Below are 16,861 nucleotides of genomic sequence, written 5' to 3'. Positions count from 1 at the left end.
TGGCGCGCGTGGGTGAGGCGGCACATGGATGACCGGATCGACGTCGTGCTGCACCTGGGCACGGGCAAGACCGGCACCTCGACCATCCAGGCCCTGATGCGGCAGAGCCGCCCCGTGCTGGCCGAGCAGGGCGTGCTCTACCCCCGCACCCCTGGTCCCGCCCGCCACGCGCGCTTCGGTCTCTCGTTCCGCTCGGACGCCGAGCTCGCCGCGATGCCCGCCTGGCACCAGATGAGGGCTGAGTCGCCCGAGCGGTTCCGGCGGCGCTTCGAGCGCCGGCTCCGGGAGGAGATCAGGGCCGCCGCTCCGTCGACGGTGGTCTTCTCGGACGAGGCGCTCTACGGGCTGTCGCCCGACAGCGTCTCCCGGCTCCGTGCCTTCACGGACAGCCTCGGCGGTCAGACGCGTCTGGTCGTCTACCTGCGGCGCCAGGACGAGCACCTCAGCAGCGACTACCAGCAGCACGTCAAGACCGGGGAGGTCCGGCGACTGGTCCACTGGACTGCCGACCACGACCGCTCGGCGACCTACGCCTACGCGAGGAGGCTGGCCCGGTGGGAGGCTGCCATGGAACCGGCCGAGCTCGTCGTACGCCGCTTCGAGCCGACCGCGTTCAAGGACGGATCGCTGGAGGCGGACTTCCTCGATGCTGCCGGGCTGAGCGGCATCGAGCCGACGCCGGTCCCCCGCAGGAACGAGAGCCTCGACGCCGAGACCGTCGAGTTCCTGCGGATCTTCAACCTCTACCTGGTTGCGCACGCCGGCGGGACCGCCGGCCTCATCGACCACCGGGAGCTCGTCCGCAGGCTGTCCGAGCACGGCACCGGGCCGGTCCTCACCCTTCCGGAGAGCGACCTCGACCTGTTCCTGGCACGGTGGGCGGACTCGAACCGCGAGACCGCGAGCCGGTACTTCGGCGACACCGAGCTGTTCCGTGAACCGCGCCGGACGACCACCACCGACGTGCAGTTGCTCGACCCGGACCGGGTCGATCACTACCTGGACGTCGGCGAGCTGCCCTCGGGCATCCGGGCGGACCTCCACCGGATCGCGGCGCAGGAGGCCCGGTCCTCCGCCGGACGACCGTCATGATCGGCGGGCGCCCGCCGGTCGACGTGACTCTCCACATCGGGTCCGGCAAGACGGGCACCAGCACCATCCAGCGGGTGCTGCGCCGCAACCCGGAGGCGCTGCGGGCCGCCGGGCTCCTCTACCCGCGCACCCCCGGGAAGCTCCGGCACACCGCGCTCGGGCTGTTCGTGCGACCCGACGACGAGCTGGTGCGGCACGGCGACTGGCTCACCGGTGGGTACGACGACCCGGTCGCCTTCCGTCGCGACTTCCGCCGCCGGTTCGACCGGGAGATCGCGCGGTCGGGAGCCTCGGGTGTCGTGCTGTCCGACGAGGGGCTGTTCAGCGCAGGCGACCGGACCATCGGCCGGATGGGGCGGCTCACCAGCCGGCTCGGCGGTCGGGTGCGCCTCGTGGTCTACCTGCGGAGGCAGGACGACCACCTGATCAGCCGCTACCAGCAGGTGGTCAAGATGGGCGAGATCACGCCGCTGACGACGTGGATGCAGCAGGACTGGGTCGGCACCTACGACTACTACCTGCGGCTCTCGTCGTGGCAGGCGCTCGAGCCGGACGCGTTCGTCGTGCGCCGGTTCGAGCGCGAGCGGATGGTCGGCGGCTCGCTGGTCACCGACTTCCTGGACGCGGCGGACATCTCGGTCGACGAGGCGGACCTGACCCACACCGAGCCGCGCAACGAGAGCCTCGGCGCCGAGGCGATCGAGATGCTGCGGATCCTCAACATCTACCGGGTGAAGCACGAGGGCGAGCGACCCGGGCTGTTCGGGAGCCACCACCACGTGGTGCACCTCCGAGGGACCGACACCGGCCCGGTGCTCACCCTGCCCGGGCCACTGCTGGACCGGTTCATGGCGAGCTGGGCCGACGCCAACCGGCGCGTCGCACAGGAATTCCTCGGCGACGAGTCCGGCGACCTGTTCCGCTCCGACCGCAAGACCGCCGGCACCACGACCGAGCAGCGCCTCGACCCCGCCCGGCTCGACCACTACCTGGAGCTGCTCGAGATCCCGGAGGAGCAGCACGCCGCGATCCGGCGGATCGCGGAGAAGGAGGCGGGGCGCCGTCGTACGGTCAGCACTCGGGCGGCTCGTCGGCTCTTCTCCCGGCGGCTGGCGAAGCGGTGACCGGCCGCCCCGGGTCGCGGTGACGGCGAGGCACTATCGTTTCGCTCCGCAACCGACAACGAGGAGCACCTGTGGAGCCCGACGTCGCGAAGCCGACGGTCACCTGGGCGGAGATGCGCGCGTTCTTCCCGCACCGCCCGCTCGCGTACCACATCCACGCGCTCCCCGAGCACGGCATCGTGTACGTGAAGAACCCGAAGGCGGCCTGCTCGACGGTGCTGCTGTGGATGGACCGCCTGCACACCGGCGACCACGACTTCAACCCCGGCAACGTGCACAAGGACAACCGGCTGCCGAAGGTCTCGTCGATCGGCCGCCGCCGGGTCGCCCGGATGCTGTCGGGCGGGGCCTACAGCTTCACGTTCGTCCGGGACCCGCTGCGGCGGTTCCAGTCCGCGTACCTCGACAAGATCGTGGGCTCCACGGGCTGGCGAGCCGAGATCCAGGCCGCGCTCGGGGAGGAGCCGGACGAGGGGCGCCCGGTCAGCCTCGACGACTTCGTCGCCGCCCTGGAGCGGCAGGACCCGGTCCGCGAGATGAACCCGCACTGGCGGCCGCAGCACATCAACGTGATGGCGTCCCTCATCCGGTATGACCACATCGGCCGGATCGAGACGTTCGCCGCCGACCTCGAGACCATCCGCGAGGCGGCTGGCCTCCCTGCGGTGCCGGTCGCGGCCCGCAACGTCACGGGGACGCGGCGCGTCGACCTCCTTGCCGACAGACCGGACCTCGAGGAGCGGGTGCGCGCGATCTACGCCGACGACTTCGAGATCTTCGACTACTGATCACACCCGCCCGTCCGTCGACCCCGGCACGAGGAGAACACGATGGCGACAAGCCCCGACGTCGTCCTCCACATCGGGAGCGACAAGACCGGGACCACGTCGATCCAGCAGTTCCTCCGGCGCAACCGAGCAGCCCTGGCGGGCCGGGGGGTCCTGTATCCACGGACCCCCGGCGACGTCCGCCACACCGACCTCGGTCTCTACTCCCGGTCCGACCAGACGCTTCCGGAGTCCCGGTTCTGGCGACGCGGTGGTCACACCTCGCCCGACGCCTTCCGACGCCGTCTCCGGCGCCGTCTGAGTCGCGAGGTCGCCGCTGTCGACCCGTCGACGGTCGTGCTCTCGGACGAGGCGCTCTTCCGGATCCCCGCGGAGTCGATGCTGAGGCTGCGCGGCCTGATCGACGGTCTGGCCGGTCAGGTCAGGGTCGTGGTCTATCTCCGCCGGCAGGACGACCACCTGGTGAGCCGCTATCAACAGGCCGTGAAGCTCGGCGAGGTCCTCGACCTGCGCGCATGGTCCCACCGTGACTTCTCGGGCATCTACGACTACTGGGTCCGGCTGACCACATGGCAGGACACCTTCCAGCCCGCGTCGCTCGCGGTGCGTCGCTTCGAGCGGGAGCGGTTCCCCGAGGGCTCGCTGACGCAGGACTTCCTCGATGCCGCCGAGCTCGACGTCCGGTCCGCCGACCTGCGGTCGATCACTGTCCGCAACGAGAGCCTCGGAGTCGAGGCCGTCGAGATGCTGCGGGTGCTGAACCTGCACCAGGTCGAGGACGAGGGCGCCGCGCCGCGGCGGATCTCGAACCGCGCGCACGTCAAGCGGCTCCGCCAGGCCGACGGCGGACCCCAGGTCACCCTCCCCGAGGCCGACCTCGACCAGTTCATGGCGAGGTGGTCGGAGTCCAACGATCGCGTCGCTCGCGATCTCCTGGACGACCCGAGCGGGCGGCTCTTCCACGCGTCGCGCAGGACCGCCGGCACCACCACCGAGCAGGTCCTCGACCCGGGCCGCCTCGACGGCTACCTGGAGCTGCTGGAGATCCCCGAGGAGCAGCACGCGGCCATCAGGCGGATCGCCGAGCGCGAGGCGACCCGCTCGGGTTGACGAGTCTAGGAGCCCGCTGAACGATCCGCCCTGCTGCGCGACGCCCCGCGGGCGCTCCGCGGCGTTGCGGCCGCTCGGAGATGGGCCTACAGCGCCGTCGCGACCGCGCCTTGCGGAGCATCCCGCGGCTGCGCCGCTCGCGACGGCCGGATCGTTCAGCGGACTCCTAGGACGTCACCAGCGGCTCGACGGCGGCGCGGACCTCGGGCGGCAGCGGGGTCACCGGCCGCGCCGGGTCCGTGTTGTCGACGTAGACGTGGACGAACCGGCCCTCGGCGGCAGCGAGCGCGCCGCCGCCCTCGGGGTCGCCCTGGAAGATCCCGACCCGGTAGACGATCGAGGACGATCCGAGCCGCTCGACGTAGATCCCGAGGTCGAGTGACCCGGGGTAGGTGATCTCGGCGAAGTAGCGGCAGGACACCTCGGCGACCAGCCCGATCGCCGGGAGCGCGCGGATGTCGGTGCCGACGGATGCTGCGAGGTGGTCGTTGACCACCGTGTCGATCAGCTCGAAGTAGCGCGCGTTGTTCATGTGCCCGTAGACGTCGATGTCGGCCCAGCGCAGGGTGGCGCGGTCCCAGGCGACGTACGACGACCGCGGTGGCCGCTCAGGAGGCACCAGGGACCGCCTACGCGCTTTCCTGGCGCAGCCGCTGGCTGATCACGGTCGAGACGCCGTCGCCGCGCATGGTGACGCCGTAGAGCGCGTCGCCGACCTCCATCGTGCGCTTCTGGTGGGTGATCACGATCAGCTGGGAGTTCTCCCGCAGCTCCTCGTAGATGTCGAGCAGCCGTCCGAGATTGACGTCGTCGAGCGCGGCCTCGACCTCGTCGAGGATGTAGAACGGAGACGGGCGCGCCTTGAACAGCGCGACCAGGAACGCTACCGCGACCAGAGATCGCTCACCGCCGGACAGCAGCGAGAGCCGCTTGATCTTCTTGCCCGGCGGCCGGGCCTCGACCTCGATGCCCGTGGTGAGCATGTTCGACGGGTCGGTGAGCACCAGGCGGCCCTCGCCGCCGGGGAACAGGCGGGAGAAGGTCTGGTCGAACGCCGCGCTGACGTCTGCGTAGGCCTCGGTGAAGACCTGCTCGACGCGGGCGTCGACGTCCTTGACGATGTCGAGCAGGTCCTTGCGGGTCGCCTTGAGGTCCTCGAGCTGTTCGGTGAGGAACTTGTGCCGCTCCTCCATCGCCGTGAACTCCTCGAGCGCGAGCGGGTTGACCTTGCCCAGCATCGTGAGCGCCCGCTCGGCCGACCGGAGCCGCTTCACCTGCTCGTCGCGCACGTAGGGCACCGTCGGCGGCTCGGCTTCCGTGATCTCGATACGCAGCTCGCTAGCGCTCCCCGCTACTCGATCACCGGTATCCGCTTCGGTGGTCGAGTAGCCCGAGCCGCTAGGCGAGGGCGTATCGAGACCCGCTGAGGCGGACGCCGGCGACGCCGACCTCTCCTCACCCCACACCGACACCGGCTGGTCGGGGCCGTACTCGGCGACGAGGGCCTCGGCCCCGATGCCCAGCTCGTCGATCGCCTTGGCCTCGATCTGCTCGATCCGCATCCGCTGCTGGGCGTGGGCCATCTCGTCGCGGTGGACCGAGTTGACCAGCTCGTCGTGCTCGCGGTCGAGCTCACGAAGCCGGCCGCGGACCGTCATCAGCTCCTGCTCGCGCCCGCGCCGCGACTCCTCGACTTCGTGCCGCGCCCGGATCGCCCGGTCGATGGACACCTCGAGCCGGCCGAGCACGTAGGAGACGGCGGTCGCGACCGCCCGGCCGGCGCGGCCCTCCCGCAGCAGCCGCTCGCGCCGCTCCGCGGCGCGCGCCCGCGCCTGGCGCTCCGCCTCGGCTGCCCTGCGGATCTGGTCGACCCGCCCGTGCAGCGCACGCCCGCGCTCCTCGGAGGTGCGCAGCGCGAGCCGCGCCTCCATCTCCGTCTGCCGGGCGGCTCTGGTGGCCTGCGCCAGCCGCTCCTGCTCCGCGGTGTCCGGCTCGTCCTCGCCGGTCTCCTCCGCGGATGCCAGTCGCTCCTCGAGCTCGGCGATGCCCGCCGCAGCGTGGGCCCGCGCGGTCTCCGCCTGCGCGATGGCGTCGGCCAGCCGCTCCGCCTCGGCCCGCGCCGAGCGGGCGAGCGAGCCGTACTGGCCCAGCTCCTCGGCGACGGCCGCCAGGGTCGCATCGGACTCGTGCAGCTTGGCCAGCGCGACATCGGCGCGCCGCTTGGCCTCGTCGCGCTCCCCCTCGAGCCGGACCAGGTCGAACCCGAGCCGTTCGCTCGCGGCGACGGCCTCGGCCAGTGCGCTGGTCGCCTCGTCGACCGCGGCCTGGATCTCGATCAGGCTCTGCTGGGCGTTGGAGCCGCCGGCCGCGAAGTGGGCGCCGAGCAGGTCGCCGTCGCGGGTCACCGCGACCACGTCGGGATAGTCGGCCACCAGGGTCCGGGCGGCCGCGAGGTCGTCGACCACGACGGTCTTGTGGAGCAGGCGGGTGAGCGCGGGGCGCACCTCGGCCGGGCAGTCGACCGCGTCGGCGGCGTACGACGCGCCGCCGGGCAGGTCGGGCCACCCGCTGCGATCGGTCGCTCCCCCTCCGAGCAGGAGGCCGGCGCGACCGAGGTCGTCGGTCTTGAGGTGGCTGATCGCCTCGACGGCGGCGTCCGCGTCGGTGACGGCGACCGCGTCGGCAGCGGCGCCGAGCGCGCTGGCCACGGCCGCCTCGTAGCCGGTGCGCACATTGACCAGCGCCGCGACGGATCCGAGCAGGCCGGAGAGCGAGTCGGAGGCCGCGAGGAGCGCGCCGGCGCCGTCCTTGCGGGCCAGACCCAGCTCGAGGGCCTCCTTGCGGGCACCGAGCGCCGAGCGGTCACGATCGGCCTGCTGAGCCTCCTCGCGGGTCTTGGCGAGCCGGTCGTCGACGTCCGCGAGGGCGGCGACGGCGGCCTCGTGCTCGGCGTCGAGACCCTCCTCGCCGGCATCGAGACCGGCGACCTTGGTCTCGAGGGCGGTGAAGTCGTGGTGGGCGCGCTCGGCGCGGGCGACCGCATCCGCCCGGGCGGTCTCGAGCCGGCCCTTCTCCTCCTCGGCCGCGGTCGCCCGCGTGCGCAGCGCGTTGACCTGGCCGTGGAGCCGCGCGAGACCCTCGCGTCGGTCGGCCGCGGCGCGCAGCAGTCCGGCGACTCGGCGCTCCTCGTGGGCGGCGGCCTCCTCGGCGGCCTTGCGGGCGGCCACGGCCGCCTCGAGCGCAGCCTGCTGCTCGGCGACCCGGGCCAGGATCTCGGCCTCCTGCTCGGCCAGCCGGTCGGCCTCGGCCTCGAGCTCCGCCGGGTCCTTGGCGCTCCCTGCCTGCTCCGCGTCGGCGTCGTGGACGCCGGCTGCGTTGCGGACCCGTTCGGCCGCCAGGCTCTGCGTGCCGCGGAGCCGCTCCCGCAGGGCCCCCAGGGACGACAGCGTCTCCTGGGCAGCGGACAGGGCGGGGAGGTTCTCCCGCAGCGCCGCCTCGAGCGCGGCCTCGCGCTCCTGGCACGCGGCCAGCGCCTGCTCGACCTTTTCGCGGCGGGCGACGAGGACACTCTCGTCGGCCAGCTCCTGCTCGAGGGCGGTCTGTGCCGCGACCAGGTCGTCGGCGAGGATCCTGGCCTTGGCGTCGCGTACGTCGGCCTGCACGGTGGCGGCGCGGCGGGCGACCTCGGCCTGGCGGCCGAGCGGCTTGAGCTGGCGCCGGATCTCGCTGAGCAGGTCGTTGAGCCGGGTCAGGTTGCCGTCGGTGGAGTCGAGCTTGCGGAGCGCCTTCTCCTTGCGCTTGCGGTGCTTGAGGACGCCGGCGGCCTCCTCGATGAACCCGCGCCGGTCCTCGGGAGTCGCGTGCAGGATCGTGTCGAGCTGGCCCTGCCCCACGATGACGTGCATCTCACGGCCGATGCCGGAGTCGCTCAGCAGCTCCTGGACGTCGAGCAGCCGGCAGGGCGTGCCGTTGATCGCGTAGTCGGAGCCACCCGACCGGAACATGGTCCGGCTGATGGTGACCTCGGAGTAGTCGATCGGCAGCGCACCGTCGGAGTTGTCGATGGTCAGCATCACCTCGGCGCGGCCGAGGGGCGGGCGGCCCGCCGTACCGGCGAAGATGACGTCCTCCATCTTGCCGCCGCGGAGGCTCTTGACCCCCTGCTCGCCCATGACCCAGGCGAGGGCGTCGACGACGTTGGACTTGCCGGAGCCGTTGGGACCGACGATGCAGGTGATGCCGGGCTCGAGCTGAAGCGTGGTCGCCGATGCGAAGGACTTGAACCCCTTGAGGGTCAGGCTCTTCAGGTACACACGGGCTCCCTCGGTCGGACTCGTCACGGTGACGCGAACGGCGCCGATCCTCTCAGGTGGACCGGGGCGCGCCGTCGCGGGGGAAGCTCGGCACGCCCAACCCTACCGGCCGGCGGCAGCAGACCAGGGGAACTCGGCGGCGTGGGCGGAAGGCCAGATGCCGGGCTCGCGCCTGAGGAAGTCGAGGAAGGATTCCCTGATCGTTGCGGACCGGTCGTCGCTGATGATCTTCGTCAGCTTGCGGGTGACGACGTCACGTCGGACGTCGAAACCCTGGGCGCGGGCATGGGCCACGAGCGCCCGGGTGGTCTCCTCGGTGTCCCGGGTCAGTTGCTCGTAGGTCATCATCAGTCCGAGGTCGGCGTGCTGCGCGTGCACTGCACTGAGGATCTGCTGGTTTCGTACGACGGGGCCCAGCTGGTGCAGGATCCGTCGGTTGAGGTCGTCGTCCTCGAGACCCAGCTCCGCCGGGCCGCCGGCGAACCTCGGATCGGTGGAGTGGAAGACCCCGGTCTCTCGCGCGACGACGTTGGAGATCGCCTGGTCGAGGGCGTTCCGCACGAGAAATACGAGCAGCACCCGCTCGAAGCGGTGCCGTGCCCAGGTGACGACCTGGGACATCGCCGCTCCGGGCCGCAGCCGCCGGCCGCTGATCGCCCGGTACGTCGGCGCCGCCTGGGGCACCATCAGCTTGATCGCCGCCACCGTGGGCGCGTCCTTCCGCGACCCGCGCGCGGCGCGGTCGAGCACGTCGGTCTCGCTCACCTCTCCTCGCTTGGCCACGGCGCCGAAACCCTTCATGTACTCCCGCGGGAACCCGAGCCCACCGAGGCTGGCGATGTCGCGGCACAGCAGCGTCGACCCGGAGCGTGCCGAGGACAACACGAGCGTCAGCGACTGCGGGACGTCGGGATTCACGCGCGTCAACCTACCGGCGCGCCCCGCGGGCAAGTGCCGGACCGTCGCCCGGCCTATTCGTCGGAGGCGGCCACGCGGGGTCGGGCCGCGTCCAGGTCACCCGGGACCACCCCGGTCTCGTTCTTGAGGTAGTCGAGGAAGGCTTCGCGGATCTCGGTGGACCGCTCCGCGCTGATGACCTTCTCCAGCTTGCGCGTCGACGTCTCCCGCTGGACCTCGAAGCCCGCCTTCCGCGCGTGCGCCGCCAGCTTCCTCGCGATCGCGTCGGGCTGACGGTTCAGCTCGTCGTAGGTCAGCAGCAGACCGAGCTCGGCGAACTGCGCGTGCACCGCGAGCAGGATGTTGCGGTCGCGGACGACGCGGCCGAGGTTGTCGAGGATCCGCTGGTTGATGTCCGGGATCCGGAGCGGGGCGGACGCGAGGTCGCCGAAGGCGCTGTTGGACGAATGGAAGACACCGGTCGCGTCCGCGACGACGCGGGAGATCGCCTGGTCGATGGCGTTGCGCACGAGGAACACCATGAACACGCGCTCGAAGCGTTTCTGTGTCCAGTCGATGACGCCGGGGAGGGCCTCGACCGAGGGGATGCGCCGACCGCTGAGCGCCTCGAAGACGACCGGCGTCTGCGGCACCAACAGCTTGACCGAGGCCACGCCCGGGGCGTCCTCCCTCACGCCCATCGCCACCCGTTCCAGCACGTCGGCCTCGGTGGCCGTCGTCGTCCGCGGCTCCGTCCGGAGGCCGCGCAGGTACTCCTTCGCCATCCCGAGCCCGCCCAGGCTCGCGATGTCGTGGCACAGCAGCGTGGATCCGGAGCGTGCGGAGGACAGGACCAGGGTGAGGGAGTGGAGGTGCTCGAAGCCCGCTTCCGGTGGGCGTTCAGACATCGACACAGCTTCTCCTCGCTCGCTCGCGGCGGAGCGGCCGCGACAGACCGGCTGGCAGCCTATCGGCCGGGCCCCTGGCCCGGGGCCGATTCCTCCTCGGACCTGCGGATCTCCTCGTCGGCGTGGGCGACGTGGGCAAGCTGACGCCACACCAGCGCGAGCGTGATGCCCGAGCCCACGAAGGCAAACCAGTACGGCGCCACGATCCCTGCGTACTCAGCGATCAACCCGCCCAGCCCGGCGCCGACCACGATGCCGCCGTACACGCCGACGCCGTAGACCGACCCGACCCGACCCTGGAACTCGGTCGGGACGGAGCGTTGCCGCACTGCCGCCGACAGCGCGCCCCAGATGAACGCGTACATGCCGAAGCCGAACAGGATCACCATGGCGATCCAGGCCTCGCGGGTGAGCGCGAGGGCCAGGTGCATCAGCACCTCGAGCAGGAGACAGGTGCGCATGAGGGTGGCCAACGGGACCCGTCGCTCCAGCCAGCCGAACCAGGGCGTCGACACCAGCCCGCCGACGGCTGCCATGGTGGTCAGCAGTCCGTAGCCGACCGGACCCATGTCGAGCACCTCGAGTGAGTACAGGACGAGGACCGACCAGGCGGCGGCCCAGGTGACGTTGAAGGTCACGATCACGAGCGCCAGCGTGCGGACCGGCGGGTGATCGAGCAGCCATCGCACGCCCTCGGCGATGTCGCGGAGCACGTGGGTGTCGCTCGCGTCGCGAACCGGTCCGGGTGGCAGCGCGATGCGGACGACGAGGACCGCGGAGAGCACCACTGCCACGACCTGGACTCCGAACGGCCAGGCCCGGCCCAGGGCGAACAGGGCCGCTCCGATCGGCGCCCCGGCCAGTTGGTTGAGCGTGATGAACCCGGTCTGCAGTCGCGCGTGGGCGACGCCGAGGTCGCGCTTCTCGACGAGCATCGGCATCAGCGTCCCGGCGGCGGTGTCGACGAACACCTCGGCGGTTCCGACGAGGAACAGCGCACCGAGCACCACGCCGATGTTGACGACGCCGGTCACGATCGTGGCGCCGAGCGCGACCAGCACCACCCCTCGGAGCAGGTTCGCCACCACGACGAGACGGAGTCGGTCGACGCGGTCCGCGATCGCACCCGCGTAGAGGCCGAACAGCAGCCAGGGCAGCTGCTGGAGCACCACGGCGAGCGACACCAGGAGCGGCGACCGGGTCTCCGAGGCGACCAGGAGCGGGCCGGCCGCGAGAGCGATGCCGTCGCCGAGGTTCGACGTCCAGCTGGACGCCATCAGCCACCGGAACCCCGATCCGAGCCGGGCCGGTGCCACGGCGTCGATGATGCGGCTCACGAACGGACGCTACGCAGCGGCGGCGTCAGGGCGCCAGCGATTTCCGCCGGAGGCGGAAGGGGTGATGCTCCAGCCTCAGGCCGGCTGCATCTCCTGTGCCGCGTCGGCGGTGAGGATATCGGCCGCCCGTGCCGACATCAGCTTGTCGTTCTCCTCGCTGAGACGGAGGACGAGGGACTCCAGCTCGGCCACCCGGTTGCGCAGTCGAGCGTTCTCGACTGCGAGGCGGGGGTCGCGGAGGTCGCTGTTCAGGTGTCCGATCAGCGCCTTGGCCATGTAAAAGCCTTCCGGTGGGGAAACGCGTGGGCCCGGGTCCCGGACCGTCTCCAAGAGTCCCACTTCCGGACGCGGTGGTCAAACCTCCGAGCCCAGCGACTGCGAGCCTGCGAGCAGGTGCGTCGGGTGAGGAGGTCGAGTGCCCGCGCGGGCGAGCTTGCGAGTCCGCGTCCGGGTGTATCGAGACCCGCGGATCACGCCCAGTCGTGCCGGGCGGCGTACCAGCCGAGCTGCATGCGGCTGTGGACTCCCGCGAGGTCCTGGAGGTAACGCAGCCGGCGCTGCACGCTGCGCAACGAAAGATCCAGCTGGCTGGCGACCGCTTGGTCGGTCAGGCCAGCCAGCATCAGGACCAGGATCCGGCGGTCCGCAGCGGTCGGGCCGGCCACCTCACTGTCCGGTCCGGGCACCTCCCCGCTCTCCAGGCTCGACAGGGCGAGCGGATGCGCTCGCGACCAGGCCGTCTCGAAAAGCGCCTCGAGAGCAGCGAGCAGGCCGCTCCGCTGGATGAGTACGGCGCCCGGCTCGCCGCCGGACGCAACATCGAGCGGGACCAGGGCGAGGTCGGCGTCGGCCAGCACCAGCTTGATCGGGAGCTGCTCGACCACCCGCAGCTCGAGCCCGCGCCGCAGCGACTCGACTGCCTCCGCGATCGCCCCGGGTTCACTGAGGGCGGCCCTCTCCACGACCGCCCGGATGCGGACGCCACGCTCGACCGCGGCCGGCTCGGCGGCGTTCTCCCCGGGCCGCACGGCAACGAACGGCGCGGTGATGAACATCCGCATCTCGTGGTCGGCCGCCTGCTGCACCTGCTGGAACCGGTGCCGGACCGCGTCGACGCCGCTCACCACCTCGATCAGGTCGCTGATGCTCTGGCCGGCGACCGCCGACCGGTGCTGCTCGGCGAGCGTGGCCAGGGCCTGCTCGGCCAGGCGCAGTCCCTGGCGGTGCTCGTTGATCAGCGCACCGAGCGCCACCGCCGGCGGCGCCCCGGCGTACGAGCCGTCGTCGGCCCGGAGAGCCAGCCCGGCGTCGACGAGTGTCGCAAGCGCGCCCTCGACCTCGCGGACCGGCAGCTCGAGCGACTCCGCCAGCTCGGCCGGGGAGGTGTCGGACGACCCGACGAGAGCGCGGTAGACGATCTCGACATCGGGCGGGATGCCCAGCGACTCGAGCATGGGCACCTCTCTCCTTCTCACCCGCGGTGGCGCGGTGAGTATGCGCCAGGGAAGGTGCTTCGGGAAAGACGGCGGCGGGGGCCCCGGGAGATCGCCCTCCCGGGGCCGGTCGACGGGGTGTCTCATCGCAGACCGTAGGCCCGGATGATCTTCTGGTTGATGCTGTAGCCGCCAGCCGTCCGGGCGCTCGCGCGCACCGACACGAACTCCGCCTTCGTGGGCGCCTCGAACCACCCCCGCCACCAGCCACCGGCCCGGGTCAGGGTGACCCTCCGCCAGGTGTCGCCGTCGTCGTACGAGAGGTCGAGGGTCACCTCGACGACCTTGCTGGGCAACGGCGTCTCGCTGTGCGAGCGCACCGACCGGACGGCGATCTGGTGCCTCTTTCCTGCCTTGACGTCGCCACGCAGGTTGGTCCCGAGCTCGTAGTCGAGCTGCAGGACCGAGAAGTCCTCGAAGTAGTCCGAGTCGACCGTGTCCGACATGAACGTCCACTCGGTGTGCGTGCGAGTCGACAGTCGGAACACGCTCGCGGGACGTTCCGCATCATGGACGACGCGATAGGGGAGGTTCCCTGCGGGAACTTCCTTCCACTGCATGTCCGAGCTGTGCTGGTTGTGGTGGATCAGCGTGTCGCCCTGGAACACCCGGGTGCGGGTGGGCGTCTCGCCCCAGGGCAGGTACCCGCCCAGGTCGAGCACCTCGCTCGACGAGCTCCACGACTGGGCGTTCCAGGTCATGAAGTCCTGTGCCCGCGACGGGCGCACCGCGAACGCATCGCCGAACGCCGGCCGGATCGCAGGACGGAACCAGTCGAGACGCGTGGTCGTGCCCGCGGCGAAGGTCTTGGTCCCGGAGACCATCTCCCACGGGAGCGCGCCAGCGATGTTCTGGGCGTGGGACTCGACCCAGACCTGCTCCGGGCTGACCCACTCCACCCGGGTGCCCGGGTGCCACTCCCGCTCGTGGTTGCCCAGGGTCGGGGTCAGCGTGAGGTCGCCGCGGTAGCCGGAGGCCTCGCCCTGCTTCACGCCGTAGTAGCGGGCGTCGATCCGGGCCAGCTGGCGCCGGGTCGGCGCGTAGACCAGCTCACGGTCCGGCACCTGGCCGGGGTAGTCGCGTGTGAGGTCGTAGATGTAGTCGGTGTAGGGGGCCTGGTCCAGCGTCAGGGACCGGCCGGCCTTCGCGAGGCGGACGAGGTTCCAGCCCGCCTTCCGGTGCACCGTCGCGACCGGGATCGACGACGCACCGACGTACTCCATCAGTCCGCCGACGCCGTCGTGGACGACGATCAGGGCACGGGCACCCTCGACCGCTGCAGCAGCAGCCCGCTCCTCGGGACCGACCTCGTCGCTCCGGTGGACCACGACGACCTTGCCGCGCGCGTCGATGCCCGCGTAGTCGGCGGCTCCCCCGTGCCCGGCGTACACCGCTGGCAGGGTGCGCCTCGACGTGGTCAGTGCGCTTCCAGGCTGCACGATCGTCTCGAACCGCACCTTGCCGCCGGCGGTGGTGAGCCCGAGCAGCGGCTCGCCCTTGCGCCAGCGGGTGGTCAGGATGAACGAGCCCTCCGTGACCGGCTCGGTCGGTGAGACGTACACGTCGTCGGCGGTCGGCGCAACGGGGTAGGCACTGCGCACCTCCAGGCCGGAGCCGTCGACGAGCTGGAAGTCCACCTTGCGCTGCCGGTCCTCGGACAGCTGGGGCGCCTCGGTCTGCAGCAGTCGCGCGTCGCGGGCGTCGAGGACGACCTCCCGGTCCTGGTCGAGGACGGTCTCGGGGTCGACGAGCGCGGCGATGCCCGACCGGTCGGGCGCCTCGCCCTGCACGTCGAGGTAGGTCGAGACGAGGTAGGTGCTGGGTGCCATCCGCAAGGTGGTCTCGCCGTCGACGTACGCCGACCACGGCCAGGGGTCGCCGGACTGGGTGATCCCGACCCAACCGGCGGCGGGATCTCCGCCGCGGTCGATGAGCTTGATCGTCAGGTCGTAACGCTCGTCCTCCTTGATCATGCCGAGCGAGGTCCGGGTCACCGCCTGACCGGTCCCGGCATCGGTGCCGACCAGGTAGCCGGCGTACCGGCCGAACCCGACCGATGTCGGATCGCCGGTGACGGCGACCGTCGCCCTCCCGCCCGCGGGGACGGTGACGGTGGGCGCGTCGAGCGTGAAGGCGTCGCCGCCCTGCGACAGCGCCAGGTCGAGCGTGAGGTCCGCGTCGCCGAAGTTGTTGAAGACGACGTCCTTGGTGACGGCACCGTCGCTGGGCTCGTGCGGCCAGTCGAAGTTGCCCAGCAGGACGGAGCCGGTGGCGCGCACGGTCGAGCGGATCGCATCGGCGACGTCGACGCGGCCGGTCCCGACCTCGTAGGGCGAGTAGTCGGCGAGCCCCGTGGCGGTGCTCATCAGGTGGCGCTTGAGCTGCTGCCCCGTCCAGTTCGGGTGCCGCTGGGCGAGGATCGCCGCAGCCCCCGAGACGTGCGGGGTGGCCATCGAGGTGCCGCTCATCGTCTGGTAGGAACCCGCACCGGGCGCCTCCTGCGAGCGCGGCGCGGTGATGTCGACGCCGGGAGCGACGATGTCGGGCTTGAGCGCACCGGAGCCAAACAAGGGCCCGGTGCTCGAGAACCCGGCGAGCCGGTCCTCCTTGTCGACGGCGCCGACGGTCAGCGCGGCAGCGGCCGCGGCCGGCGTGGAGATCGACTCCGGGCCGGCGTTGCCTGAGGCCACCACGAACAGCGCGTCGTACTGCTCCGACAGGGCGTCGACCGCCTGCGACATCGGGTCGGTGCCGTCGGAGGGCATCGTGTCGCCGAGGCTCATGCTCACGACGTCGGCGCCCGACTCGGCCGCCCACTCCATGCCGGCCAGCACCCAGGAGTCCTGGCCCTCGCCGGCCGCTCCGCCGAGCACCTTGCCGACGATGAGGTCCGCGCCCGGAGCGACGCCCTTGTGGTCGCCGTTCGACGCGGCACCCGTGCCGGCGATCGTGCCGGCGACGTGGGTGCCGTGCCCGTGGATGTCGGTGACCGGCTCGCCGGGGACGAAGCTGGCGGTGCCGTCGATCTGGCCCGTCAGGTCGGGGTGGTTGACGTCGACGCCGGTGTCGAGCACAGCGACCGTGACGCCGGCGCCGTCGTAGCCCGCCTCCCAGGCGTCGGGCGCGCCGATCTGGGGCACGCTTTCATCGAGGGTCGCCGTCACCCGGCCGTCGAGCCAGACCTTCTCGACGCCCGCGTCCAGCGTCGGCGTGGGGTCGGTCAGGTCCATCTCGGGGGTGATCGACTCCCAGAACGTGCGAGCCTGCGCCTTGTTCGCGACGAGCGCCGCACCGTCGATCGAGGGGAGACGGCGCACGATCGTGCTGCCGGCCGGGGCGGCAGGCCGCGCGACGCGGGTACGCCCGTCGGCATAGGTGACGATCGTCGGGACCCTGCTCACGCTCGCGTCGTCGTAGCCCATCTCGACGAGGTCGGTGACGTTGAAGAGTCGCGGGTCCAGCAGGTCGGCACCGAGGAGCGGGACGGCCTCGTCAGGAATGATGAAGAGATCGCCACCCAGCTCCTGCATCCGGAAGCTGCCGACCGCCTGGTCGGGACGGTCGACGTCGGCGATCTGGCTGCCGTCGTCCAGCGTCTTCACGGTGACCACGTCGCCGGTCACGAGCGTGACCTTCACCGACGACGCCGGACGCGCGCGATGGCTGTCCTGGGTCGGGTCGGCCGGGTCGGGGGCGGCCTGTGTCGGGTCGGCCTGTGCCGGGATCTGCAGGACGGCCGACGTGATCGCGATGGCTGCCACGGCGGTGGCAGCGCGTGCTGCGCGAGCGCGGGATGAGG

At 71.7% G+C, this 16,861-nt stretch carries 12 protein-coding genes; 4 read left to right on the top strand and 8 right to left on the bottom strand.

Annotation, left to right across the window (positions count from 1 at the left end; all coding sequences use genetic code 11):
* The first annotated feature begins 24 nt into the window (after positions 1-24).
* From SHK19_RS07585 to SHK19_RS07570, 4 genes are all read left to right on the top strand, one after another.
* On the top strand, positions 25-1,092 hold the full coding sequence (locus tag SHK19_RS07585; protein ID WP_322457969.1) for a hypothetical protein: 1,068 nt from the start codon (positions 25-27) through the stop codon (positions 1,090-1,092).
* Entirely contained in the window at positions 1,089-2,216 is a 1,128-nt protein-coding gene (locus SHK19_RS07580; RefSeq protein ID WP_322938288.1) for a hypothetical protein, read from the top strand. Before SHK19_RS07585 ends, SHK19_RS07580 begins: the two co-directional genes overlap by 4 nt.
* 71 nt (positions 2,217-2,287) lie before the next feature.
* Positions 2,288-3,004, top strand: coding sequence for a sulfotransferase family protein (locus SHK19_RS07575; protein WP_322938287.1), 717 nt, complete (start codon positions 2,288-2,290; stop codon positions 3,002-3,004).
* Positions 3,005-3,046: 42 nt separating this feature from the next.
* On the top strand, positions 3,047-4,114 hold the full coding sequence (locus SHK19_RS07570; protein ID WP_322938286.1) for a hypothetical protein: 1,068 nt from the start codon (positions 3,047-3,049) through the stop codon (positions 4,112-4,114).
* 166 nt (positions 4,115-4,280) lie between these two features.
* On the opposite strand, the gene SHK19_RS07565 is transcribed toward SHK19_RS07570, so the two are convergent.
* The 8 genes from SHK19_RS07565 to SHK19_RS07530 all read right to left on the bottom strand — a co-directional run bounded on the left by SHK19_RS07565 (position 4,281) and on the right by SHK19_RS07530 (position 16,823).
* Positions 4,281-4,733 (bottom strand): acyl-CoA thioesterase, encoded by a 453-nt coding sequence (locus tag SHK19_RS07565; RefSeq protein ID WP_322457965.1) that lies wholly within the window; start codon positions 4,731-4,733, stop codon positions 4,281-4,283.
* A 10-nt stretch (positions 4,734-4,743) separates the two neighbouring features.
* The gene (gene smc / locus SHK19_RS07560) at positions 4,744-8,427 is read right to left on the bottom strand and encodes a chromosome segregation protein SMC (RefSeq protein WP_322938285.1); all 3,684 of its coding nucleotides are present in this window, start codon (positions 8,425-8,427) and stop codon (positions 4,744-4,746) included.
* 102 nt (positions 8,428-8,529) lie between these two features.
* Positions 8,530-9,345 (bottom strand): Stf0 family sulfotransferase, encoded by an 816-nt coding sequence (locus tag SHK19_RS07555; RefSeq protein WP_322457960.1) that lies wholly within the window; start codon positions 9,343-9,345, stop codon positions 8,530-8,532.
* A 53-nt stretch (positions 9,346-9,398) separates the two neighbouring features.
* Positions 9,399-10,232 carry a Stf0 family sulfotransferase gene (locus SHK19_RS07550; protein ID WP_322457959.1) on the bottom strand — a complete coding sequence of 278 codons (834 nt, stop codon included), beginning with the start codon at positions 10,230-10,232 and terminating at the stop codon, positions 9,399-9,401.
* Positions 10,233-10,291: 59 nt separating this feature from the next.
* Complete coding sequence (locus SHK19_RS07545) at positions 10,292-11,569, bottom strand: MFS transporter (protein ID WP_322457958.1); 1,278 nt, start codon at positions 11,567-11,569, stop codon at positions 10,292-10,294.
* Between the two features lie 75 nt (positions 11,570-11,644).
* Positions 11,645-11,845 carry a hypothetical protein gene (locus SHK19_RS07540; RefSeq protein ID WP_322457957.1) on the bottom strand — a complete coding sequence of 67 codons (201 nt, stop codon included), beginning with the start codon at positions 11,843-11,845 and terminating at the stop codon, positions 11,645-11,647.
* A 194-nt stretch (positions 11,846-12,039) separates the two neighbouring features.
* Positions 12,040-13,023, bottom strand: a complete 984-nt coding sequence (locus tag SHK19_RS07535) for a TrmB family transcriptional regulator (protein ID WP_322938284.1) — start codon at positions 13,021-13,023, stop codon at positions 12,040-12,042.
* A gap of 122 nt (positions 13,024-13,145) precedes the next feature.
* Entirely contained in the window at positions 13,146-16,823 is a 3,678-nt protein-coding gene (locus SHK19_RS07530; protein ID WP_322938283.1) for a S8 family peptidase, read from the bottom strand.
* Positions 16,824-16,861: the final 38 nt, after the last annotated feature.

Source organism: Nocardioides bizhenqiangii (assembly GCF_034661235.1).
Lineage (GTDB): Bacteria > Actinomycetota > Actinomycetes > Propionibacteriales > Nocardioidaceae > Nocardioides > Nocardioides bizhenqiangii.
The sequence above is the reverse complement of the archived record's forward strand: the minus strand, read 5'-3'. Positions and strand labels throughout refer to the sequence as shown.